Raw genomic sequence first — 24820 nt, forward strand, 5'->3', positions numbered from 1 at the left:
GCAAAAAGCCCTGTGTCCCGAGCACGCGCTAAGCGTTTTCCCTCATACTGTGCGTCCCCATACAGCCTGTAATCATCGGCAAATCCAGGTAGGTCTTAATACCTGGATTGTCCGCCTGACAAACCGCCTCAATGGCGTTGACACAGTGAAACCCGGTTGTACTCATGCCAATCGAGGTATGCTCCTCCTGCGATAAGTCCGACGGAAACTGAATATCAACATGAAAGCTGACATCACCCTCGATCTTGATGCGCCAGCCCGACGTCCGCGGGATGTCCATTTTTTCCTGTAGGCGATTTTGCTCTATATCATCCATCAGCCAGACCTGCTCCTGCACAATTTCTGTGCCCTCCCGAGTTCGACCGATATGCATGTAATTATTCAGTGCTATCGTGTCCTTCTCAATAATTCCTGCTGCTGTCTCAATATCCTGATTGGCCAGAATGTAGTTATGCCTCGCCTCATATTCGATAACTTCAGAGCCCAACCCCTCGGCGATCATATCAATGGGCTCGTTCCAGAAGCTGACCAACATATCCTTGATCGGGTTGTTGTCTGCTTCCTCCGGTGTTTTTCCCAGATTCATCAATTCGCGCACCACACCCTCGGAGGCATAGTGGCGACAATCACCGTATTCCGACATGGTGATTCGGTCTATTCGATTACACCACCCGGAAAATGTCAGGGGGAATCGCTCGGCGATACCGCCAGGGTTGCAGCCGGAGGCGTGGAGGTTGACCTGGCCGTCGGTGCACGCGGACTGAATTTTTTCCGCCGCCTCTTTATCTTGCGTGAACGGAAACCAGTAGGGGCACGGTGTCACTATGTGCTTGCCGGAGCGTAAAATACGACACATTTCATCGACATCCCAAGGCATGGGGCAATACAGCACGCAGTCTGCATCCATTGAAATTATCGCGTCGACATCCTGGGTCGCCAGGACGCCAGTTTTTTCACCCTCTACCAAATCGCCGGCATCCTTACCTGCCTTCTCGTCGCTATAGACCTTGACGCCGACCAGCTCTAGTTTTGGATGGCGTATAACACCCTTTAATGACGCGGTACCGGCTACCCCGGTGGCCCACTGTATTACCCTGTATTTATTCATGGTATCTCCCGGTTAATGCCTCTATAGCCTGCGTACCCGCACTGCTTACAGGCTGTTTTATTAAAACTAACACCTGTTTTAGTTTACAGGGACACATTACCGATGCAACGTCGGGGCAACGCCGCAGCTACGTCGGCCGGCCCAGAGCTGCTTTTCCTCTTCAGCCAGCTCACATCATGCAGAATAAACGTAAAAAAATGGGCAGACCAGCAGGAGCAAACCGCGAGGAAACCATCGCACGAGCGATAGCGAGCGCCCGCAGATTATTTATAGCGCACGGCTACGGCGGGGCCACGCTAAAAGATATCAGCCGTGACATGGGCGTGACCCATGCAACGTTGTACCTGTAGTTTGATTCCAAGGTGGATTTATATTGCCAGACCATCGACGCAACACAGGAGTTGCTGCGTCCCGATTTTGAGGCCGTGCTGAATGAAAATCTGCCCTGTAAGGAAAAGCTTATACAGCTCTTGCAGGTGGCGTTGGGCGATGTTGACACGGAGTCGAGCGCCTCGTCTTTTTTAGCGGGCGTTCCTCTGGAGATGATGCGTCACGCAGAGCTACGCACTGTTATCGATTACAAGACAAACAGAATGGCCCTGACACTACTGGCACTGTTCCGCGAGGGTCTCGACAGCGGCGAGATTATTGCCACGGCCACACCGGAGGACTTGATGATCCTCTTCATGGGCGGGCTGTTGGGTATGCGCACATTGCAACAAGGCGGCCAGATCGGGTCGATGGAGAATGCCTTTCACTTGTTCATTGCCATGTTGGATCACGGTATTTTTCCCTCCAATTGAGCGACGCTCATGGAAAGTGACGCCTTATACCGCCTACAATTCTCTGATTGATGGCACTATAGACACTCTGCGCATACGCCTCAAAAACGCAAAAATGCCGGTAGCAATGCACCTTCACCGAAGCCTTTTTGATCCCGCGGCACAATCGGGAACAACACCTAACTCACATTGACCAACAATACAAAAGCGCAACATCAAGCGAATCAGTCGATGTGACGATCGCCTGCCCGTCCTAAACGTCGCTTGCGCAATGGCGCCCATCCGGCCGACATTCAGCTGTTTATTTCTCGTGCGGTCAGCTTTCCAAGTTGCGACATATGGACTTCGTCCGGCCCATCCGCGATACGTGAAAAACGCGCCAGCGTAAACACATGCGGTATCAGCGTGTCCTGACTGACACCCATTCCGCCCAGCACCTGCATCGCCCGATCTGCCACTTGCTGCGCCATATTGGGTGCCACAATTTTAACCATGCTGATATAGGCTCTGGCCGCATTCATGCCCTGGGTATCCATGACGTGAGCCGCCTGAAATGTCAGCAGCCGGGACTGTTCTATGTCGCATCTGCATCGGGCGATTTCGTGCTGTACGCTGGTCTTCTTGATCAGGGGCTCGCCAAATGCAACACGCTCCTGCGCACGGGCACACATCAGCTCAAGACAACGCTGAGCTGCGCCTACCAAGCCCATTGCATACTGAAACCGGCCAGGACCCAATCGCCCTTGCGCGATCTCAAAACCGCAACCCTCACCCTTGATCATGTTGGCTACCGGAACGCGCACGTTGTCAAAGAGCAGCTCTGCCTCGCCGCCCGGAGAATGCAGGCTATCGAATACACGTAGCTCGCGCACCAGCTTTACACCGGGAGTATCACGCGGCACCAGGATCGTTGAGTGCTGCCGATGCCGATCATTTTCCGGATTAGACTTGCCCATGACCAACATAATTTTACAACGCGGATTGACCGCACCTGTTGTCCACCATTTACGCCCGTTCAACACGTACTCGTCGCCGTCGCGCTTGATTTCCAGCTCCATATTGGTGGCATCGGATGACGCGACCTGTGGTTCTGTCATGGCATAAGCACTGCGAATCTCTCCGGCCAGCAATGGGTTAAGCCATTGCTCCTGTTGCTCTTGCGTACCGTACTTTGCCAACACTTCCATATTGCCGCGGTCTGGCGCATTGCAGTTGAAGACACTCTGAGCCCACGTCACTTTGCTCATCGTCTCAAACAGAGGCGCGATTTCCACATTGCTGAGACCGGGGCTCCAGGGTTCATACTCTTTGGGTAAGAACAGGTTCCATAACCCTTCCGCCTTCGCCTTCTCCCGCAATTCGTCATACCACGACGGTGTCTTCCACAGGTTGTCCTGATTCAGACAAAATTCATCCCAGTCGTGCTCTCGCGGGTAGATATGCTCCACCATGAAAGCCTCTAATCTGGCATTCAACTCCATGACTTTTTCACTGATTTCAAATCCCATAAAACACGGCCTCAATCACCATAGTTAATCGCTAATTGATTCATCACTTGGTAAAAACCTTTCACTGTATCTTGCACAATATCCTCGGCACTTTTCACTTCATCGATACGTCCTACCACCTGGCCGGACAGTGGTATCGCCGCTTCCATATCGCCGCCAAAATACAACGCGGGAAGATCCGACATATGCTCGTATGCGTTGAAGGCTCCCAGCGGCAGAAGCTCTTCGGTACGTTGGGTGCGCAGCGCACGCAGCGCCGGTCGAGACTGCTGATTCAGGAACACGGTATCGGTCTCCTTCGCCGCCACCACCGCGTCCTTCCAATTGCTGTGCACGGGTGAATCAGAACAACTGAGCATTCGCGTCCCCATCTGCACGCCCTCGGCGCCCATAGCGAACGCGCCCGCCATGGAGAGGCCGTCGCACATCCCACCAGCGGCGATGATCGGTAGGTCCGTGCGGGAGCGGATCAAAGGCAGCAGAACCATTGTCGACACCGGACTGGGGTTTTTAAAACCGCCGCCCTCTCCGCCCTCAACCACAAGACCGTCTACGCCACAGTCAATGGCTTTCAGCGCCATTTCGAGCGTGGGCACCACGTGGAAAACCTTGATACCAGCTTCCTGAAAATCCTGTGTACAGACTTTGGGGCTGCCCGATGAGGTCGTGACGAACTGGATATTTTGCTTGATGACAAAGTCGACGATATCGGTACCCTTGACATAGGACAGAGCGACATTCATGCCAAATGGCTTGTCGGTGAGGTCACGCATCTTCGCGACTTCGTTACGGATATTATCGAGTTCCCCAGACGACGTTTCGATCACGCCCATCCCACCTGCATTACTGACTGCCGCAGCGAGTTGCGCACGCGCGATCCAGCCCATGGGGGCCTGAATGATAGGGTAATCAGTGCCCGTCATCTCAGTGACGCGATTCTTGATCGGTTTAGCTGGCATAGTGTTTCTTCATATTCTGAAAAAGTGTTAGTCGGTAGTCGAGAGCATTGACTCAACACCGGTGCCCTCAAGCAATGCATCCACTCTGGCTCGCGCGTCGTCATCAAGGGCGCGATAACGCTCAACAGTCCACTTAAGACACTTGGCCTGGTAAGGGAATGTCTGCTGGGTCCAGGGCACACCATCGATTTCACTTTCCCATGTTTTCTCTCCCACCTGCACCGCGCGCGCATTGGCCAACTGTGCTGGCGCATAAACACGTCCAATCTCGCTCATCAGTCCACGTAAAGTGTCTGGTTGCTCGTCCAGACTGAGCCAATCCGCCTCCTCGGGCTCCATACCGCTCTGGTCTTCCATAAGCGCTACCCACGCTACGGTGCGTGGGGATATCTCGTGCGCGATGGCCCGCGGCGTGGGGTCGAAGTGCACCAGCTGGGTCAACTGGCCGTGGAGACCAAAATCACCCGCTGCGGGCCGCCTCCCCAACAGGAACGGTTGTTGCGCGAGGTGCGCCTCCATGGCAGCGAGGAAGCGGCGATAACTGGCATCAATGACCGGCGCCGTTACATCATTGGAACCCACTACATAAAGCCGTCCAACCTGGCGGTCGGTAAAGATCGTCTTGAATTGCTCATGGGTCTCTCTCGGGAGACTGACATCCACGCCCAGTGGCAATAACGTGCCGGCGTTGTCCGCATCGTCACTACCATACCAGCGGTAGTGAAACATATATTTGGTGCACCACTCGTCCGCAAAATCTTCTATCAAGTAGTCTATAAACGCCAGCGCCGGATCGCCTGGCAGTACAGATCGCCCGGGATAGTCCTCTTCAAGTCGTCGTATTATGGGTGTGGAGTCACATACGGCAGCGGTTCCATTCTGCTCCCTGAAAAAAAAAGTAGGATGAAACGTAGGCTTCGGCTTAATGACACCCTTTGCATCGCAAACCTGCCCCGGATCTCCCCATATGATCTGATAGGGCACTCTGCGATAACGCAGAAGCGCCAACATCTTGCGCGTGTAGGGCGACCCGGTCGCACCGGCCAATTGTATGGATTCTCGCGCTGTCATCTTATCCCCTCATTAAATAGGCAGAATTACTGGCCCCTGGAAGCTGCGCAGGCCAGAACAGTTACAGAAAAAGGCAATCGTTGGCGTGGGTAGCTCCAGAACCCAGGGTTCTCTCAATACAATTTTTTGCAGTCTCGCCCCGTCAGGCAGCGGTAGTTCGTTGTCATGGAGCGGGCTACCGACTATTTCTACAAAGTCCCCATCGGGCAGGCGCATGATAGTCAGCGCCCTACCCGCCTCGAAGCCCACTACATGGGCTTTATTCACCGCCATCTGCATCATGCCCCCGGCATGTATTCTGGGTTCGCCCGGCAGAGCCACATTGATAAAGCGTCGTCCACCAATGTCGCGCTCGCGCACCGGTTCACCGTCGCCCTCAGGTGAATAGCGGAACAAGGCCGCATCCATCGAAGCTGTGCCTATCCCCACCACTTGCAGGGAATCATCCAGCCCTGACTTCAGTCTGTCAGATTCGACTCTCGTAACCGGCTGCACACTCATCCACACCTGCCCGGTCGCGACGTCGACAACCTCTATGTGTGTATTACGGCCGTAAGGTATAGCGACACCACCTTCCGGTAAGTGCGCCTGCATCATGCTCTGTAACGAAGCCAAAAATTTTCCCTGATCAGTTTGGTGTGTATACGTACTCATCGCCCGGCTCGAAACGCTCGGCGAGGGTTTTGTCGACCATCACAGGCATTTCGACAATAGACTCAAATAATGGCCCTCTGGAGGCAGCCTGATGCGCTGCCAGCAATTGGCTGAGCTCTTTGAGTTTTTCAGGACGACGTAGCGCCAGATTGTTCTGCTCGGTGGGGTCAACCGCGAGGTTATAAAGCCACTTCTGCAGACCGTCAGTCACGCGGTCATTGACCTGCAGCTTCCAGTCACCATGCCGCACCACTTGATAATGGCCATTTTGCCAAAACAGGGTTTCACGACCCCAATCCTCGTCGGCTTCGCCTGTGACCAGCGGCAGAATATCCACACCGTCAATCTCAACGCCTTCTGGCTCGGGAGCGGCCGCAGCGGCGGCCAGTGTCGGCATCACATCGATGTGGGCAACCGGCGTGTCAACCTGGGTGCCCGCGGCAATCCTTGCCGGCCACTTCACAAACAAAGGCACTCGAATGCCGCCCTCGAACATTGTGATTTTCCAACCGCGGTACGGGCTGTTCACCTCGTCAATACCGATATAGCCGGCGCCCCCGTTGTCGCTGGTAAAAATGACGATCGTGTTGTCAGCAATGCCCTCTGACTCGAGCGTAGCGAGAATACGCGTCACGCTTCGGTCCACAGCCCGAATCATACCCGCATACACACGCTTGCGATGCGGCTGTATGTCGCCCAACGCATCGTAGTCATCGCGCGTTGCCTGCAGCGGAGTGTGTGGACCCCAGTGCGCCAAGTAGAGAAAGAAGGGGCGATTTCTATTCGCCTCAATTACCTTGATCGCCTCATCGGTCCAGTAATCGGTCAGATAGCCACCGGGTTTAAAGGGATCATCGTCTCCCGAATTAAACGTGGCTGAAAAGCCCATTCCTGCCCACAGAAATTGATCAATCGGATCAAAGGCTACCCTCGCGTTTACCACAGCAGGGTCGTCCTCCGGCAGATAGAGGCCACTATGCATTAGCAGACTGTCATCGAAACCTTGCTCATTGGGCGCCATGCCATTGGTACGACCCAGATGCCATTTGCCGATGTGGGCGGTGTAGTAACCCTTCTCCTTGAGCGTTTCAGCGATGGTTACCTCTGAGGGCGGCAGACCCTTGAGTTCATAAGGGGGCTGACTCGCCTCCAGTGCCTCGTTGTACGCAGAGGGCGGCAAACCACTGTCCATACTTTCGCTAACAGCGGAAACGATCTTTATCATTCCATCAGGTGTCGGTGTGAACTCATAACCGGTGCGGGTGGGATAGCGTCCCGTCATAATCATCGCGCGGGACGGCGCACAGGTGCTCGCACCGGAATAGGATTGCGTGAATACGGCGCCTTCAGCGGCCAAGCGATCAATGCCGGGTGTTTGCATCCCGGCGACACCTCCGCCGAAGGTGGATATGTCGTTGTAACCCAGGTCATCCGCCACGATCAGAATAATATTGGGCGGCCGTTCGCTCATCGGCTCCGCCGCCGCGGTTGGCCCCTGCTGCCAGGAAACGTCGCGAGCCGGTCCGATATCCGCATACCGTTGGCTCGACTGGTATTTGGCAAGAGCCAGTATGATATCGGTACGCTTTAGCCAGGCGGCCGCACCCAGCGCTATCAGAATGACACCGAGTGAGACGATAATTTTCTTCATGAAGCCTCCCTGTCCAACCACTGCCCTTCAAATTGAGTGGTTTCTATATTGAGTTGGCCTGCGAGGCCCGCGCTTCGATGTTCGGAGATTTCCTGCATTTCCTTTGACTGCATCACCTCCAACATTACTCGACGTGAAGGCCACACAGCCAGCGCCACCAAATCCCAAAGGTCTTCGACCTCGCCCAGCGCTAATCGCTCAACCTCTCCCTCAAAGCCAATGCAGCCACCGACTCCCTGAAGAAGTTTTTTTACGCCGTGTTCGTATAAACGATACGCCTCCTCACCGGTGAGGCTGGTATCACGGCCATCTTCATACTCCGCGACTTGTTTAAACTTCAATAAATTAACCATACAGATTGGGCCCTGCGCGTCCGGCTCAAGAAAACCTTTTATCTGCGCCTCATTGGGATATACCTTGTTATTGACTTCCATAATTATGTCCTCCGCACTCGTTCGTTACAGGTGTTTCGTTCCACAGATTTTGTAGCATCGCGACGACCAGGGCCAAAACCGCAATATCCGTCACCTACGCAGATCTGCGAAAAATCTCCCGTGTTGTCATCAAGCAGCAAAAAGCCTTCATCCCTGGGAAGATCCCGTCATCTCGACGAAGATGGTCTGTAAACACGCCCGCTTGTGAAATCGTTTCGTCATCAGCTTCAACCTCACAACGAGACGATAATGCCCTGCTGACCTGAAATCTTGTTATCGAGCATGTCGCGCCACACAGAAGCACAGGCCTCGACACCACTGTGGCTCTCCATTCTCACCAGCGTCTGCAACTGCATAGCAAGCGCCGTGCTGGCGGCGTAAGCTTTCTCCGTCAGCACGCCAGCGCCCCAGTCGGCGTTGCGCTTGTCGATCTGTGCGGGTGCAAAGAAAAATACCGGCTGGCTGCCGGGTAGGTTGTCTTCGGCGGGCTTCGCCTCCCAGTGTGTCACACCAACAATCTGGCTATTTACCATGTTGTCGCCAAGGTGGTGATGCAACCGTGCTCGCAGGGGACCATCACCCGACATGTCGACATACACGGACGCGACATCAGCAAGTGTATCGACACTGTCGTAGGTCACGACCTGATCACACAGACCGAGAGCCTCTACAAACGCGCGATTATGCGCCGAGGTAAGGCCAATTACCTGGCCTGCGTAACCGTTTGCATTGAGGAATTTTGCAAGACCGTAGCCGGTTTTGGACGACACAGAGCCAATGAGTATCTGATTCGCTCCAAACCACGCATTGTCGTGCAGAAAATCGGCAATCACAAAACCCGTGGCAAATAGCGGGAAGAAGACACAGCGGGCATCTTCAATGGCTTGCAATTCAGCGGGCTCAGCTTTCGTGCGCGAATACTGATTGTACAGCGCGGGCAGCTCCTGACGGTGCGATGCAGCATCCATAAAGTACTCGTCTTTGATCCGTCCGGGTGTCAATACCACCTGGCTACTCATGGGAAAAAAGCCATACAGTCGCTCACCCACGTCGATCTCTGATGAGTTACTTTCCACCACGTCGGCCATGCCCCAAACGGTTACCTTGCCCCAGGGTTCCTCGCCCGTGGGGAAAAACCGCCAATAACCGATCATCTCGCCGGAAAATGCATAGCCGACGTTGTTGGACGTAATGGCAAACTTGTCGATGGCAACCCGCACATCACCGTCACCCAACCTAGGCTGAGCGGCCTCCACACTGCGCGTATTCCTGAAATTACTTTTATCAACCCAGAGTTCAGTCACTTTCATGGTTCGGCCCATACGCTATTAAAAATCGTGATGCTGACGTTTAAAAAAATCGTGTTAGTTCGAGATCAGGGCCTCCGCCATAGGCCCGAACCAGGTTTGCTTCAAGGTCTTGAAAATGCCGGGCTCCTTGCCGGACAGATCATTCCCCAACTGCTTTGCGTGATCCAGCAACGTGTCTGTCGAGGCCTTGCCATCTGCGATGCCCGCAGCGATTGCCTCATCCGCTGTATAGCGTTTACCCGTCAATATAGCGTCGCGAGCCGTCACGGGCGATAACTTGCCACGCAGCATTTGCATCATCGCAGCTGGAATGGGAACACCAACATCAACCTCCGAGATACAAAACCAGCCCCGGTCTTCTCGCATCAAGCGATAGTCCAGCGACAGAGCCAAAAAGGCACCAGCAGCGAACGCATGGCCGTTCATTGCTGCCACCGTAGGGCATGGCAATACCAACAAGCGGCTGTGAATCTCGTTCATTTTCAGACCAAACGGTTTGTGCTCCTCTGGCGGGAGCGCCATCAATTTTTCCAGATTCAGTCCGTTACAAAACGATTTACCGACGCCGGTCAACACCAATGCTGCACCCTGGTCACAATCACCTTCAATAGTGTCCAGAATGTTAAGCATGTGATCCTGCCACTCGGAACAAATACTGTTCGAGTGCATGATAACGAGATGAAGGTCACCCTCTTTTTTGTGTTCAATCATGTTTTATCTCTTCACTCAACAGGTCTGCACCGTGCGGGATGCACTGCGGGTGCCGAAAATAAAGCCGGTAGGACCTCCTTCCGAAGTCCGCTTTGGCAGACGCGACCGTTCGTGCCCAATCGTCGAGATCATGTTCGACCACAAATATCGAGAATCGCCTGTACACATTGCTCCGGCTGGTCCTGCTGTAAAAAATGACCCGCTGGGCCAATCGTCCTGTGCACAACGCCCTGACACCCGGGCACCTTTTCAAGAAACGGCTTGTCAGCGCCAGCCGTTACCGGATCGTCGTCTGAAAAAGCACACATAAAGGGCTTGTCGAACCGCTTGAGGACCTCCCAGGCCGCCTTATTTTCGGCCACTTCGGGCTCATCCGGGAAGATCGGTATCAGGCTGGGAAAACGTCGCGCGCCCGCCAGAAAAGACTCATCGGGGAACGGCGCGTCGAACGCCCGGCGCTCCTCCTCTGAAACAGAAGACGCACTGCCGATAGCGTCCAAAGATTTGCCAATTTCCAGCAGTTGTGGGCTCTCAGCGCAGAATTTGCGCCAAAAAAGAATACCGGGCAATCCGGACTTATCGCGAAAACGCGCATCGAGTTCAGAGGCCGCTACCACCGGCATGCTCTCGTACGCCGCGCGCAGCGGTTCCACCGCCTCTTCTGGCACAGGCCCTGCCGTCATTGTGCCGTTAGCCAAAACGACCCGCGCAAACCTGTCAGGAAAAGCCGCAACCAGACGCAATCCAATCATACTGCCCCAATCCTGAAAAAATACCGTCACGCTCGAGAGATTCAGCTGTGTCAACCAATCACTCATCCAGGCCACGTGGCGGGCGTAGGTGTAGTCTTCAACACGGGTCGGCTTATCCGAGCGACCAAACCCTACCAGGTCCGGTGCGACCACGCGGAAGCCTGCACTGACGAGCGGTGGAATCATGTGTCGATAGAGATAACTCCAGACGGGCTGCCCGTGCATCAGCAACACCACATCACCATCGGAGGGCCCCTCATCCAGATAGTGAACGCGAAGCCGACCACCCTCTGTGTCGTCCACTTCAAGATAGTGAGGCTGAAAAGGATAATCCAGCAGGTTTTCAAATCGCTCGTCGGGGCTTCGTTTAAACTGCATATTGCGGCAACATCCTCTTACAATTTACGGCGGGACTTGCCCTACCGCATGGCGTGACGCCAGCAGACGTCTCTGGGTGTTCCATAAGACAACAGACATTGCTGACGCATTTCATACCGGCATAATATGGCACAATTTATGTCAATACAATGATCTCCGGACAAAACTCAGGCGTGATGCCATGCCGCCGGCCCATCCAACACCCGCTCTCGTCCTGCAAGGATTAGCAACAATGCGGGCACCGGGCCGTACCGTTCCAATAAACAGCATAACGCGTTTCGATAGACAAAAAGGCGTTATTCACTGTGACTGCTCTCATCAATCAGGCGGGAAACAATGCCATCTGCCTGCTTATTTCGTTGACGGCTCTACAGAGTCAACTACCCGTAAATTTAGCGGGCCTTTTTTCCACGAACGCGTGCATCGCCTCGGTCAGGTCATTGGAATTGAGCGTCGTGGTCATCGTCCAAAGACCATTGAGCAACAGGCTCTGCTCCTTGGTCAGGTCTTCCCCCTGTTGCAATATAAATTTACTGCCCTTAACCGCCAGCGGTGCATTGCTGGCTATTTCAGAGGCCATCGCCTCGGCAGCCGCGAGTACTGCCGCGGCGTCGACATAAACGTCATTCACCAAGCCAATTTTTTCCGCACGTCTGGCATCGATATCTTTACCGGTGTAAACCAGTTCCGCTACTTGGCCATTGGTGACGATGCCCGGCAGCCGCTGTAATGTTCCAACGTCAGCCACAATGCCGATTTTTGTTTCGCGTACACCAAATAGCGCATCTTCGGCGGCGAGTCGAATGTCGCAGGCAGTCACCAAATCCATCCCAGCACCAATGCAATGGGAATGGATAGCGGCGATCACGGGAAGCGGACAATCCGCAATGGATGTGATGGCGGCCTGAAATGCCTGCGTAATTTCTATCTGCCTCAGATTGGCGGCCGCACCTGATTCCGGCTCTTCCCCTCCGGGCCCACTGCCGAGATCAGCCAGGTCAATACCCACGCAAAAGCTTTTGCCACGGCCCGCAATAATGACGGCGCGCACCTCTGGCTCGCTTGCGATCGCCTTCATTGCATCCGGGAAACCGCGCCACATCTCATGTGACATGGCATTGCGTTTTTCCGGCCGGTCCAGCCACAGTGTCGCAATATGCTCCTTTATTTCGATACTCAACACTGAATTTGAAAATGCCATCGTCTCTAAACTCCTTTCTCGTTATGCTCAAAAAAACCGAGTCGCTGCCCCGCGGCGTTGTTATTTACCGCGCTTGTCAGCGAAGTAAAAGCTAGGCCGGTTCAGATTGTCCTCTGGCAAACTACCTGCCAGCAACCATTAATCCTCCTGCCATCACGGCCCCACCCCTTGGACTCGCACGAAATTCAGACTTGCCGCGCATGCATTTATGCCATATATTGTGCCATAATAATATGCCACAATGTATGGCATTATAAAAACAGCATACTTTAAAGTTAGAGGAAATCACGATGAGAACGAATGGCCCCATTGCATTCTTGGCACTGGCCCTCCTCGGCACCAGCGCTCCTGCCCAAACAAGCCAGCTAGAAGAAGTCATCGTTACCGCGACCAAGCGCGCAGAAAGCCTGCAGGACGTGCCGATCTCCGTTAACGCGCTGTCTGAGACGACCATTCAGGAAGCCGGCGTCACTGATATCGGCGACGTGGCAGCGTTGGTGCCCTCGTTAACGGTCTCAACAAACGTCAACCCTTTCGCTACCGCATTGCGCATTCGCGGCTTTGGTACATCACAAAACGACCCGGCCCTTGAGGCATCCGTCGCATTTCTTGTGGACGGCGTTTACATGGGCAGCTCCGGACTGGGAATGTCCGACCTGACGGATATCGAGCGCATAGAGGTACTGCAGGGCCCCCAGGGCACGCTGTACGGCAAAAACAGCAACGCCGGCGCGATCAGCGTGACGACAAAATCACCTAACCTCGAGGAAACGGAGGGTTTCGTTGAGGCAAGCCTGGGCGACTACTCCCTGCAACGCTACGTGGGGTCCTTAACCGGTCCATTGACAGACTCGCTGGCCTACAGCGTCGCGGGGAGTTGGCACAATCGCGATGGCTGGCTAAAAAACGAGGTGGGCGATGACCTCAATGCCCTGGACGACTGGAATGCACGGGGCAAGCTGCTGTGGCTGCCCACGGACGCACTCAGTATTCAACTGACCGCCAGCCATGTTGATCGGGATACCAGCTGCTGTGGCGCAGACGCCACACAAACAGCGGCAGTGACCGATCAACTCGTGGCCCAGGGGCTGCCGGTCCTCAAAAACGACGCCTTTGATTACAAAAACAATGTAGACATAGAGTCCAATTTTGACCTCACAGCAGATGCCGTCAACATCGTGCTGAACTATGAACTTGCTCAGGCAACCGTCACCTCCCTCTCGGCCTGGAATGATTATGACTATACAACGTCGACCGATGCCGATCGTTCCCAACTCGCGATCCTTGGCCTCGTGGATGATAAATACACGGGCGAGCAGTATTCACAGGAACTGCGCCTGACCAGCGAGCTGGATGGGCCCCTGCAGTATATGGTGGGCGCATTTTACGCCTACGAAGAGCGCACCAGAGGCGGTCCTAACAGAGAACCCGTTGTTATTGGCGATGACATTATTCCTGTCGGTGGCGCGCAAACAGGCCTGGGGCCGGGGTTCGCGGCCATTGTCCAGCCTGGCGATACGGTCTTGTTTAACAATAAGTGGGAGACTGAAAGTTTTGCCGTATTTGGACAATCCACTTACGAATTCAACGAATCGTGGGCGGCCACGCTCGGGTTGCGCTACACCACCGAAGACAAGGACGCTGACCTGCTGACACAGCCCTTCTCCACCGCTGCGGCCGCCGCCGCCGGTAGTGCGCTTGTACAGATCGCTTTTGCACCCGTCGATGACAGCTTTAGCCGTAATTCCGATGGTTTTACGGGACTCGCTAACCTGACCTTTTTTGCGACCGAGGAGACAATGCTGTTCACCTCCGTGTCAACAGGCAGTAAGTCAGGTGGTTTCAACGGCGTTGCCGGTGAGGGCGCGCCGCGAGAATTTGATGACGAAGACACGACAAACTACGAGCTGGGGGTCAAGTCACAACTGTTCGACAACCGCCTGCAAGTGAATGCTACGGTGTTCTACACGGTGTTTGATGATTTACAGTTTCTCGCACAACAACCGGCAGGGGTAGGTACGTTTGTGAGCAATGCCGCGAAGGGCTCCAGCGCGGGGGTAGATTTGAATTTCTCTGCAATACCATGGGAATTCCTTATGCTCAGCGGTGGTTTGCAATACCTCGACGCAAAATATACCGATGGCCAACTTGATGAAGATGGGTTCGACGTGCCTTACGCCCCAGACTGGAGCGGCAATCTCTCGGCGACCCTGCTGTTGCCTCTTGCAGAGGGCGTGACCTACCTGCGGGCTGACTACAGTTTCATGAGTGACTACTTCACCAACCCGACCTATCAGGTCGACTCGGTGGAGCAGGACAAGAATCTGCTGAATCTCAGACTGGGCTGGCGCAATGAAACCTGGGATGCAGCCGTATGGGTCAAAAACGCCACCGATGAGTCCGACTCCCTGCTCTCTGCAGCACCTATTGCCTATTCGGGCACCGAGGCGCAGTTTCTCGAAGCACCGCGAACCTGGGGTGTTACCGCTCGCTACAGCTTCTAGTAGATCCAGGAATGGGGCCGCGCGATAATGCGTGGCCTCTTACCTTTCGGGCATTGCGCTTCTGGCCTATGCCCTTTTTTATGCCGGCTTTTCTGCCCAGACTTCAAGGTTGCCCGACCGAACTACTCGCCTGTCCAACTCAGCGGTAAGAAGTGCCGACATGCCGCAGGTCTCGAGCAACGCGTCCACCCCGGATTTTTCTTCGGTTGCCAGGGCACGGTAGGTATCCTGCACACGTTGCAACAGGTAAAACCGATGGGGCTGCGCAAGCGCTTCGATCGTATCACCGCAGGCGGTAAACTTGGCGGTGCCAATCGCCTGCCCCAATCGCCCAACCGCCGAAGAGCCAGCATCGGGCTGATTTTCCGCCAGCCATGCATTAATCCGATCGGCGGCCGCCAGCGTCTCCGGGACAAAGTCTTTAGCCAACACCTTGAGCACGGCCACCAGCGTCTCTGGCACCTCATCTGCGGACAGGAACTCCGTGCCGGCGTTGAAATACTCGGGAGCATCCTGATCTGCACGATTCATGCGTTCTACCCAACGAAATACCCGCGTGGCACGTTGTTGCATAATTTTCGCAGGGTACGGATCGCGGCCAAGATGGGCATACATCGGTGCGAGTAGACCAAAATCGCCGATACAGGGGCGCCAACCCAGCAGGTAAGGGTACTGCTCAAAATGTGTATTCAATGCATCAAGGTATTCGAGATACAGTGCCTCTACCCCGGCGCTGGTCTGGTCGGTGACACCAAATATCATGGCCGCATAGCGCATACGATCCATCATCTGCTCGGTTCTTTCCTCTCGCCTCGGCGTATCTCGCTGCGAATAAAAAAAGTGGTAACGCAGGAATTCGAGATTATCCTCGGGAAAATTCCAACGATAGTGCATGGCGGGACGCAGCAAGCCATCAGTACCGATCACGTCAAACAGAGCGCTTATTATCTGTTGCCGCGGCCCGGGGGGACGACAGGAGCGATTGTTCGCCGCCTCAAAGTGCTCGATGATGGCAGCGCCGTCACGAATAACCTCGCCTTGTGGCGTTACCAGTGTCGGGATAGTCGGCAACTCGCTCTTGGGTAACACCTCGGCTTTGAAACTCTCATGGCCCGTAGACAACTCCCGGAATGCAATGCCATGTTTGATCAGGTAGGCGCGAGCCCTTCCCGAGTAAAGCGAATGCGTGATGGCATACAGCGTGTGCGGCTTGGGCATCAAGTCAGGTCCTCTTCATTCGGAAAGCAACGTAGAACGGCAAAATAAACAGTATTGTTAAAAGCACGACCAGCAAGGGCGTTTGCAAATCCGCGTGCAGCATATTCAGTACCGCTTGCTTACGATGGTCGTAGCCTGGTGGAATCGGCAACACCCCGTTTTCCCGGGTATATCGCTCATAGGCCGAGAGCATCCGCTGTAAGCGTTGGGGCATGTCACCGGCCAGGTCACGACTCTCTCCCGGATCCTGCACGATATTAAACAGGCGCCACTGATCATCGCCCAGCGGCCCGCGGTTGTAGACAATTTTGTAATCGCCCTGGAACAAGGCCGCATGGCCGGCGAGTTCATAGCCCACCGACTCATCGGGGCGGTAGACAACATCGGCCTCTCCCAGCAGGAGAGGCATCAGGCTATGGCCAATAATCGGTTCTACACGCCGGCCGGCATAGCGCTCACCCGGCGGTTTCACCCCTGCAAAAGACAGGATGGTCGGCGTAATGTCGGTCACATAGGAGAACACGTTAGTGAGAACGCCCTCTTCCGGTAGCGGCTCACCCGCTATAATCAGCGGGACGCGCATGCCACCCTCCCCCGCATAAAATTTGTAGTAGGCCAACGGACTGGCCGCGGCACTGGCAAAAGCCGGGTGAATCGTATTGTAACTTCCCCTCAGGCCCAGACTGTCATACTCGGTTTGATAACCCAAAGAAGAGGTTATCCTGCGCGTCGCAAAATCCTGTGGGTCCGCCGGGCCGCTGGCCTCAGCGCCATTATCAGAGGTAAAGATGAAAAGCGTGTTGTCGTATTTTCCCTCCGCCTTGAGATAGCTGACAAGCCGGCCAATGTGAAAGTCCATCGCCTCGACCATCGCAGCGTAAACCGCCATACGCTTGGCCTCGTAGCGCCGCTGAGTAGCATCCAGTGCGTCCCAGTCTCCTGTGGTCGACATACGGGTCATATCGATGCCGGCGGGCACAATACCCCGTTCTGTCGCTTGCGCATAACGTTGTTCACGCAACGCATGCCAACCGCTGTCATAGACTCCCATGTAGCGATCTATAAACTCCTGTGGTGCCTGAACCGGTATGTGCACCGCCTGAAATGGCAGATAGGCGAAAAAAGGCATACCGTCATCGATGTTGCTATCGATAAACGCTATGGTTTTGTCCACCAGGAATCGGGAGGAGTAAAAATCCTCGGGTAGCTGATACTCCTTGCCGTCGGCGTACCAGTTGGCGCTGTCGTAGATCGGAATGTAAGGCCGCTGTTCCCAATTGTCCGCCCCAGAGTCGGCCAGCGCCACTGTGCGCTGGAAACCGCGCTCACTGGGCAGTTGCCCGTCACCTACCCCCAGGTGCCATTTACCCGCCATGTAGGTGTGATAGCCGGCCCCTTCCAGCAGGGTCGCCACCGTCACTACATTGTTCCCGAGCACACCCTGGTAGTGGCTGTGACGGCGTTGCTCAGGTGCCAGCATTTCAGGAATATTCGGGACACCGGCAATATGGGCATCCACTCCAGTAAGCAACATGGCGCGGGCCGGCGCGCAGTTCGCTGCCGTGTGGTAATTGGTAAATCGTACGCCTTCCAGCGCCAGAGCATCGAGCGTAGGCGTGTCAATCTCACTGCCATAGGATCCAAGGTCGGTAAAACCCAGATCATCGGCCAGCACAAGAACAATATTGGGCCGCTCTTGAGCTACGCTTACCTGTGCCCCAGCGATCTCAAGATCCTCGGCGTGCCCCCCACAGGACGAAAAAAGAAGCGGGGCAGCCAGAAGTGCGCGTAACATTGACCCGGAAAACACGCGTCACAATTCCCGAGCCAAGCGCCGCGAGGCAATCACGAGAATCACTGCGACCAGAATCTCTACAACGATCTGCGGTGCCAGCGCGGCATCATGCAACAGCCAGGCGACTACCCGTCCCATGGCCGTTAGCGACAGCAGCAGGACCGCGGGGTAATACCAGGTGCGACGGCCACTCACTAATGCAGCCAGCATGCAGATCCCGAGAGTCAGGAAAAAACCCGACATGTCCCCCACCTGCGAGCTCAGACCAAGCCCCTCGCCGAGCGCGAGACCGAACTCAGGGGCGATGCCCGCGGGTGCGACTAGCCAGCGCACGCCGGTGACAACAAAGAAGATGGCCGGCAAAAGCACCAGCAGCCCAAGTATCCTGTTCATAGTCACCTCACTTTCTTCGGGGTTGGCCGCCCTGCGCGCTTGATCGTCACCTGTCGGCTATTCAGTCCGCGCTGCCAATACCTGCATCATGACATTTGAGGTCTCGAGGCCGGAATTCTGGTTCTGGCCCGTGACAAAGCGCTCCTCGTCGTCGACGGTAACGTGAGTGGCAAAAATATCCCTGAATGCACTCTGATTTTCAAATACGACGCCCGCTTCACGCAGCGCCGTCTCAGGGTGCAGCGGTGTCATCTCGATGCCAAGCTCCTTGATCTGCTTGTCAGTGACTCCGGTCATGCGACGCCCCGCGATCAACAGTTCGCCATCGCGGGCACGCGCGTTCACCAGCCCCAGCACGCCATGGCAAACACCGCCGATCACAGCCTCCTTGTCACCGTAGTAAGACTCGCTCACCTTCTGCGCCAATGCGGGAGATTGCGCCAGATCGTAGGCTGCCCCCCAGCCACCTGAAAGGAACACAATGTCGTACTGTTCGATATCCACATCGGCAATAGGAATAGAATTTTTCACCTTGGCCTGAGCAACGGGGTCATTCAGGTAGCGCTCGTCTTCCGGCGACTTGACCGGGAACCTTAGAGTCCCAGGGTCAATGGGGATTTGTCCGCCCTCGATACTGGCGATGTCTACCTCCATGCCACCGTCAAGAAACGTATAGTAAGGGTGGGTAAACTCAGAGGCCATCACCCCGGTAGCCGGACCCTCGGTTTCCCCTGGCGCCGCCAGCACATCGTGACTGGTAGTGACGATCAGGGCTCGCATGCCCGGCAGCTTGGTCGTCGGCCCGTTGTATTCCGGGTGCAGTCCTGCCTTGTGCAGTATCGTGGGCAAGGCAAGCAGCGTAATGCCGGCGATAGTAATAATCACAACAAACGCAGTGAAGAGCTTTTTCATTGAGTGTTTTCCGAGTAAGAGAGTACGCTGAGCGCCAAACACAGCAAATTGACATAAATAGTGTCATTATATTGAGGAGCCTGTCAAGCGCAGCTGCACCCCCTTTGCACCATTGTTAACATGGCAACGACACACAGTTAACGCGATTATTCGCCACACATTATCGCGACATGCGCGTGTCGACGATAGATCATTGGCGGCCAGTCTTATCTCGAATGACTGCATGCAGCACATCGACCATCACATCAACCGCCATCGTCCTGTCCAACCCCTGATGATAGCGCAGCCGATGCCACATCTCGAAGGAGGCGATCGCATCCACGGCTTCGCGCTGGCCTCGGGTCAGCTGCTCCAGCTCGGGCAGCCAGTCAGACAGATCCTTGCGCAGACCACGCTGGTAGCGGGCATAGTTTTGACGCAGAGTCTTTGATCGCCACAGCTGGGCAGCCGTGGAGAGAATCATATTACTGCGCTCTTCATACCCATTGGCGCGTTGCTCCACCGCATGAAGGATGCGCTCCTCGACAGACCCGTCACGATCGCCACCCAGGAAGAGCGCCTCGGTTGAACCGCGAATGTGTTCATCAATCGTGGCAAACAGGGTTTCCATGTCATCATAGTGCCGAAAAAAAGACCGTATATTCACTCCCGCGCGATCAGAAATCTGCTGCGCGGTCGGTATGAGAACACCCTCCTCCATCAGCGACAGAGTTGCTTCAATGATCTCCTGTTTGCTGCGTTCGGTGCGAGCGCGACGACCATCTACTGCTTCTTTTTCTTTTGGCACTGGCCTACCCTGATAGCAATTCCGTGAGATGCGACCGATATTTTGACATATTTTGTGTTAATTTAGTATATTGCGGCATTGCACTGGAAAAATATCGCCCCGGGGAACAATGAAGCGCAACACTTTACTTCCTCAAACCATCACACGTATCGCCTGAGCAGTATCACTAATACACTGCCGCAACACGTTTTTACTCCCAAAAAAACCGTGAATGGTCCCGGGATAACCATTGGACACTACCTGCACTCCTGCCGCCTTAAGCGCGTCCGCAAAATCCTCACCCTGGTCTCTCAACGGGTCGAACTGCGCGGTCGCTACAAATGCAGGGGGAAACTCATGCAGGTTCTCGGCATAGGCCGGGCTTGCCAGAGGCTGCAGGCGAGCCGCAACGTCAGGCAGGTAGTTGTCAATCATGTCCGAGAGATCACTTGCGGTCAGCACGTAACCGCTCGCGAAATCCTGCAGTGACTCACCGGAGCGCTGTCCGGACAAGTCGGTTACCGGCACGACCAGGGCCTGCATGCTGATGGCCGGACCACCCCGCTGTAAGCTGAGCAGACAAACACCGGCGGCAAGGCCGCCGCCTGCACTGGTGCCATGCAGGACCAGACGCGCCGCGTCTCCGCCCCGGGAAGGCGACTGCTCTATTAAATAGAGCAGTGACTGGTAGCAGTCTTCCAACGCGGCGGGGTAAACGTGCTCAGGCGCCAACCGATAATCAACTGAAAGCACTATTGAACCACTCTCATGGCACAGATGCCGCATCACTGCATCATCGATAAAGTCATTTCCCATCCACCATGCACCGCCGTGAATGTTAAGCACCACCGGACAGTTCTCGACATTTTCCGGCCGATACCAACGCAGCTGCAGCGTTCGATCGGGCAGTTCCAGCTGGTCGTCCTCTACTATTACGCCCGGCGTAGCAGGCAAATTCATCAACCTGACCGTCGAGGCATTGGCAGAAGCGCGGTCACTCTCACTGTAAGTGACCGGGCTACCATAGCGCGAGGCCAGCGCAGCAGCACGACAGATGAGCGCGGGCAGAAATTCTATTCGGCCATGCGCCGTGAATGTCCAGGAGTAAATCCAGGCAGCAATGACCACTAACACGACAAACACCACAAGCAATATTTCGATCATGCGTCCCGACTCCGCTCGGCGATGATAATGCGCAGCGGCAGGCCCGGATAAAGCCCGTCGTTGCGGTCTTTAAAATAACGCTGCGTGAGCTCCGCCTCATCGGCGTGTTCGATCACATTGAAACCCCGTGACTGCAACAACTGCTCAAAGGCTTGCGGCGTAAAACGACTTACGAGCGGTTCGCCCGCTGCGTCCGTGAGTGATAAAAGACGTGTCACAAACTCAATCTGGTCTTCCGAGAGCGCCACATCGGGAGCGTAATTCAGAATCAAACGGCTGCCAGGCGCCAGCACAGTAGCGAGGTCACTGAGTGTTACATCTATCGCCTCGACGGAGAGGTAGTGCGTCGTGTTAAGCCACGTCGCGACTGAAAGTGCCGTTTTATCAAAACCAACCTCTCCCAGCGCGTCATTGAGCCCCGTGGTTTCAAAATCCACTGCGACGAATACAGGCATCGTGGCGGGCACTCTACCGGCAGCCCGAATGCGTTCAATTTTTAAGGCCTGAACATCTGGGTGGTCTACCTCATAGACAGCGACTTTTCCCTGAAGGTCGTTACGACGCAGGGCAAACGTATCGAGTCCCGCGCCAAGAACAAGGTACTGGGCACTGCCGCTTGCCAAACATTGATCAATCTCGTCTTCCGCATAGCGCAAACAACCCACATTGACAGCAAATATTGGCGATGTGTCGAAGTCGCCCATTGCGGCCATCGTCTCTGTCGGTTCTCCTTGCAGTACCTTTTCCCGGTCCTCCACAGCGAGTAGATGTATGGCCCAGTCATCGAACAACACAGGCGCGTCCGAATCGCGTGTATGCAAAGCCCGAGCGAGCGCCGCTCCCTCAGCTGTACCCGGCATCCTCTTCGAGCCAGTCTTGGCCATTAATGCGCGCCCGGATTACTGACGCAGTAGACCGCCACTCAAGTCACCTCCATGCGTGTATTGAAGAAGTTTTGGTAAGGCGCCAGTCGGTTCCGCTCCTCTTCAATATCCAGCCCCGTATCAGCAAAGCTGTAGCCGTGACTACCATGCTGTGTTGCGCTGTGCACTGCGAGGTATGCTTGCATCGCATCGCGTGTGTGCTCCGAGAATGACAAATCAAAAGCTGCGTAGATTTTCTGCACTTCGACGATCGGGTTATCCATAAATCCGTAGAAATCGATATCGATAATATTGTCCTGCGAAATAACACCCCTGCGCCGGAATTCCGCTGATGCATTCAAGCCCAGCGCATTCCACTCGGCCCACTCGCGCGCAATCTGCAAGCCATCGACACGGTTGCTCGACATTTTTCTCAGGTGAGTGACGAGGCTTGACAGTGACGCCAGCATTCGCAAAGGATCGCGATGAGTCTGGATAAAACGAGCATCCGGATACTCTGCAAGCAACGTATCCAGAGACCAGAGGTGTGCGGGCGATTTGAGCACCCAGGGGCTGCGAGGGTGCTTCCATTGCAGCATCTGCAGGAAGCGACGATGATATTGATAGGCTGGCGCCATATCCGCCTCATCCTTGAGCCACCTCGAATAGGAAGGCACATCATAGTTCGTCCAGAAAATCAGACTGAGGAACTCCCCCGTTGTAAACCGCACACATTCTTGGGGAAGAGTGGCACCGAGGCGATGAATGCGCTTGAAGTCCGGCAGCACCACATCAGTCCTGTTCAACCTTTTCTGCACATCGGCGATACGCGGATCGCTCTTGTAGCTGGCTGTTTCCGGCGGCGGAAAGGGATAGTCCACTTCCCATGTCTGGGTAACCCGAAACTGCGGATCCAATGCAAGCAATTCGTGCAGCACGGTAGTGCCACTGCGCCCCATGCCAATGATGAAAATAGGCGCAGCGATGTCTGCCTGACCAATATCGGGATAACGCTTATGATGATCTATAAGGTGAAGCCTATTGACCAGCGGAGTCAGAATTTCTTCCCCCGCTATTACTCGCCCGAGAGCGGTGAGCTGCGCTTCGGTCTCCAATGAATCGAGTAGACGGTCGAGACCCTCTTCGAATCCGGGGTCGCCAAAATCCTCCAGGCCAGTTTTTTTTCTAGCCTCATCCAACAGCCTAACCTTACTCAGGCTATATCTTTGAAAGCCTAGTGGATGCAGCGCGCCAAGAAAATTATTTCCGGCTCGTAACCACATTGGCAGAGTGGGTGCAGTGAGCATAAGTGAATGGCATACCTGTTAAATTTCCTAACCTGTTATACTGACACCACGCAGGGGAAGGCAAGCGATCAATAATTTTTTTCGCTGCACCTCGACATTCACCTCAGCAACCAGTCCCTTTTCAGGAGAAATCATGCTTCGATCCAGCCTTATTGCACTCGCCTGTATCGCTATCGGATTGTATGCCGGCTACCAGTTGCCGCGAGGCGCAGGGCTGATCACTGCATTGAGCAACCTAGCAGCTGGGGAAAACGAGCACGATTACACTGCATTAGCGTCGCATCAGGCGCTGCTTGATTTTCAATCAAGCGTCGATGGTGCACGCGAGATGGTGCTCACAGACGCGCGAAGTAAGCAGGAGGCAATAGAAGGTATGCGCTGGCTGCTGCGCGTGGCAGCCATGAGTACGCACATCATCGCAGACGCCAATCCCAATGCGCCCCGCTTCCAGCGCATGGATACCTGGGTGCGTAAAGCAGGCGGCGACAACCCTGACGCAGAGTACTACCTCGCCGCCATAGACGGCAGCAACGATTATCGTATCACAGGCAATCTGGGCACGGTTCAGCACCTGAGTTTTACAATAAACGCCGGCCAGGGCATGGAGCGTCGCAGGCAGGTGGGCTATGTCAATGAGAAGGATTTGACCACCGACGAAGACGGCAATTTCACCCTGCTGCTGCACAAATCCAAACCCAATGCAGACAACAAAGCCTCTGACTGGTTGCAGATACCGAAGGATACCTCCGCCATTCTGGTCCGAGCCTACATAGCCGACCGGGATACAGAGCGATTGCCGCAGCTGGATATCGAGGTGGAAGGGGGTAACCCGCCCTACCAGCCCCCCAGCGACAAGACCATAGCCGATGCTATAACCGGCACCAGCTTTGCTTTTTTTGTCCTCACCAACTTACACCGCACAGTGTTGCCTGAATTAATGGAGACAACCAACACATTTATCCGCGCCACACCCGAGAGACTGGGGAAGGATATCGCCGCCTCAGACAACCTGTATATGCTTGGCAGTTTTCAGTTAGAGCCTGATGAGGCTCTGATGATTAGGGTTCAGCCGCCAGCAACGCGATACTGGAACCTGACACTGGAGACCCGCTGGCACGAAATTTACGACTATCTCTCGCGGCCTACCTCTCGCACGCTCGCAGACGTCACACCAAGCCCAGATGGTTCCGTAGAATTTCTGGTGTCTCATCAGGACACGGGACACCCCAACTGGCTGGATACCAGCGGCCATGCCTTCGGCTTCCTCACACTGCGCTGGCTTGACGTAGACCACGCCGACGTCCCCATGCCTGAACTGGAACTGGTAAAACTGTCGTCACTTGCACAAGTCACAGGGTCGGCCGCGCCGCGCTAATTAG

The 24820-nt window shown here is 55.0% G+C and carries 23 protein-coding genes; 4 read left to right on the top strand and 19 right to left on the bottom strand.

The genetic code is table 11. The annotated features are described in order from the left end of the window. Nucleotides 1-28: 28 nt before the first annotated feature. A complete protein-coding gene (locus EYC82_RS06940; protein WP_279248812.1) occupies nt 29-1108 on the bottom strand; it encodes an NAD(P)H-dependent amine dehydrogenase family protein in 1080 nt (359 codons plus the stop codon). A gap of 176 nt (nt 1109-1284) precedes the next feature. Here EYC82_RS06940 and EYC82_RS06945 point away from each other — a divergent pair, with 176 nt between their 5' ends. Continuing rightward, nucleotides 1285-1458 carry a TetR/AcrR family transcriptional regulator gene (locus EYC82_RS06945; RefSeq protein ID WP_279248813.1) on the top strand — a complete coding sequence of 58 codons (174 nt, stop codon included), beginning with the start codon at nt 1285-1287 and terminating at the stop codon, nt 1456-1458. A gap of 12 nt (nt 1459-1470) precedes the next feature. Beyond that, nucleotides 1471-1911 carry a hypothetical protein gene (locus EYC82_RS06950; protein ID WP_279248814.1) on the top strand — a complete coding sequence of 147 codons (441 nt, stop codon included), beginning with the start codon at nt 1471-1473 and terminating at the stop codon, nt 1909-1911. 272 nt (nt 1912-2183) lie between these two features. On the opposite strand, the gene EYC82_RS06955 is transcribed toward EYC82_RS06950, so the two are convergent. The 10 genes from EYC82_RS06955 to EYC82_RS07000 all read right to left on the bottom strand — a co-directional run bounded on the left by EYC82_RS06955 (nt 2184) and on the right by EYC82_RS07000 (nt 12519). Continuing rightward, nucleotides 2184-3398 (bottom strand): acyl-CoA dehydrogenase family protein, encoded by a 1215-nt coding sequence (locus tag EYC82_RS06955; RefSeq protein ID WP_279248815.1) that lies wholly within the window; start codon nt 3396-3398, stop codon nt 2184-2186. 11 nt (nt 3399-3409) lie between these two features. Next, complete coding sequence (locus tag EYC82_RS06960; RefSeq protein WP_279248816.1) at nt 3410-4357, bottom strand: NAD(P)H-dependent flavin oxidoreductase; 948 nt, start codon at nt 4355-4357, stop codon at nt 3410-3412. Nucleotides 4358-4384: 27 nt separating this feature from the next. Further along, the gene (locus tag EYC82_RS06965) at nt 4385-5428 is read right to left on the bottom strand and encodes a glutathione S-transferase family protein (protein WP_279248817.1); all 1044 of its coding nucleotides are present in this window, start codon (nt 5426-5428) and stop codon (nt 4385-4387) included. A gap of 12 nt (nt 5429-5440) precedes the next feature. Continuing rightward, the gene (locus EYC82_RS06970; RefSeq protein WP_279248818.1) at nt 5441-6043 is read right to left on the bottom strand and encodes a hypothetical protein; all 603 of its coding nucleotides are present in this window, start codon (nt 6041-6043) and stop codon (nt 5441-5443) included. Between the two features lie 13 nt (nt 6044-6056). Continuing rightward, nucleotides 6057-7733, bottom strand: a complete 1677-nt coding sequence (locus EYC82_RS06975; RefSeq protein ID WP_279248819.1) for a sulfatase — start codon at nt 7731-7733, stop codon at nt 6057-6059. After that, nucleotides 7730-8167: a DUF1330 domain-containing protein gene (locus EYC82_RS06980; RefSeq protein WP_279248820.1), complete on the bottom strand. Its 438-nt coding sequence runs from the start codon at nt 8165-8167 to the stop codon at nt 7730-7732. The genes EYC82_RS06975 and EYC82_RS06980 overlap by 4 nt, the downstream gene beginning before the upstream one ends. A 233-nt stretch (nt 8168-8400) precedes the next feature. Then, nucleotides 8401-9477 carry a DUF2855 family protein gene (locus EYC82_RS06985; protein ID WP_279248821.1) on the bottom strand — a complete coding sequence of 359 codons (1077 nt, stop codon included), beginning with the start codon at nt 9475-9477 and terminating at the stop codon, nt 8401-8403. A gap of 54 nt (nt 9478-9531) precedes the next feature. Continuing rightward, entirely contained in the window at nt 9532-10188 is a 657-nt protein-coding gene (locus EYC82_RS06990) for an enoyl-CoA hydratase/isomerase family protein (protein WP_279248822.1), read from the bottom strand. 128 nt (nt 10189-10316) lie between these two features. Further along, nucleotides 10317-11318, bottom strand: a complete 1002-nt coding sequence (locus EYC82_RS06995) for a haloalkane dehalogenase (protein ID WP_279248823.1) — start codon at nt 11316-11318, stop codon at nt 10317-10319. A 376-nt stretch (nt 11319-11694) separates the two neighbouring features. Then, nucleotides 11695-12519, bottom strand: a complete 825-nt coding sequence (locus tag EYC82_RS07000; protein ID WP_279248824.1) for an enoyl-CoA hydratase-related protein — start codon at nt 12517-12519, stop codon at nt 11695-11697. 290 nt (nt 12520-12809) lie between these two features. Between EYC82_RS07000 and EYC82_RS07005 the strand changes: the two genes are divergently transcribed. Next, the gene (locus EYC82_RS07005) at nt 12810-15023 is read left to right on the top strand and encodes a TonB-dependent receptor (RefSeq protein ID WP_279248825.1); all 2214 of its coding nucleotides are present in this window, start codon (nt 12810-12812) and stop codon (nt 15021-15023) included. Between the two features lie 78 nt (nt 15024-15101). On the opposite strand, the gene EYC82_RS07010 is transcribed toward EYC82_RS07005, so the two are convergent. From EYC82_RS07010 to EYC82_RS07045, 8 genes are all read right to left on the bottom strand, one after another. After that, nucleotides 15102-16241: a glutathione S-transferase N-terminal domain-containing protein gene (locus EYC82_RS07010; RefSeq protein ID WP_279248826.1), complete on the bottom strand. Its 1140-nt coding sequence runs from the start codon at nt 16239-16241 to the stop codon at nt 15102-15104. Between the two features lie 4 nt (nt 16242-16245). Next, on the bottom strand, nt 16246-18036 hold the full coding sequence (locus EYC82_RS07015; protein WP_279248827.1) for an arylsulfatase: 1791 nt from the start codon (nt 18034-18036) through the stop codon (nt 16246-16248). A gap of 18 nt (nt 18037-18054) precedes the next feature. Beyond that, complete coding sequence (locus EYC82_RS07020; RefSeq protein WP_279248828.1) at nt 18055-18429, bottom strand: hypothetical protein; 375 nt, start codon at nt 18427-18429, stop codon at nt 18055-18057. Between the two features lie 57 nt (nt 18430-18486). Continuing rightward, nucleotides 18487-19341 (bottom strand): type 1 glutamine amidotransferase domain-containing protein, encoded by an 855-nt coding sequence (locus EYC82_RS07025; RefSeq protein ID WP_279248829.1) that lies wholly within the window; start codon nt 19339-19341, stop codon nt 18487-18489. A gap of 190 nt (nt 19342-19531) precedes the next feature. Continuing rightward, the gene (locus tag EYC82_RS07030; protein WP_279248830.1) at nt 19532-20128 is read right to left on the bottom strand and encodes a TetR/AcrR family transcriptional regulator; all 597 of its coding nucleotides are present in this window, start codon (nt 20126-20128) and stop codon (nt 19532-19534) included. Between the two features lie 132 nt (nt 20129-20260). Next, entirely contained in the window at nt 20261-21271 is a 1011-nt protein-coding gene (locus tag EYC82_RS07035; protein WP_279248831.1) for an alpha/beta hydrolase, read from the bottom strand. Continuing rightward, the gene (locus EYC82_RS07040) at nt 21268-22155 is read right to left on the bottom strand and encodes a class I SAM-dependent methyltransferase (protein WP_279248832.1); all 888 of its coding nucleotides are present in this window, start codon (nt 22153-22155) and stop codon (nt 21268-21270) included. Before EYC82_RS07040 ends, EYC82_RS07035 begins: the two co-directional genes overlap by 4 nt. A 38-nt stretch (nt 22156-22193) precedes the next feature. Continuing rightward, entirely contained in the window at nt 22194-23333 is a 1140-nt protein-coding gene (locus tag EYC82_RS07045; RefSeq protein WP_279248833.1) for a sulfotransferase family protein, read from the bottom strand. Nucleotides 23334-23574: 241 nt separating this feature from the next. Here EYC82_RS07045 and EYC82_RS07050 point away from each other — a divergent pair, with 241 nt between their 5' ends. Further along, nucleotides 23575-24816, top strand: coding sequence for a DUF1214 domain-containing protein (locus tag EYC82_RS07050; RefSeq protein ID WP_279248834.1), 1242 nt, complete (start codon nt 23575-23577; stop codon nt 24814-24816). Nucleotides 24817-24820 lie beyond the last annotated feature (4 nt).

Source organism: Candidatus Marimicrobium litorale (assembly GCF_026262645.1).
Taxonomy (GTDB): domain Bacteria; phylum Pseudomonadota; class Gammaproteobacteria; order Pseudomonadales; family Halieaceae; genus Marimicrobium; species Marimicrobium litorale.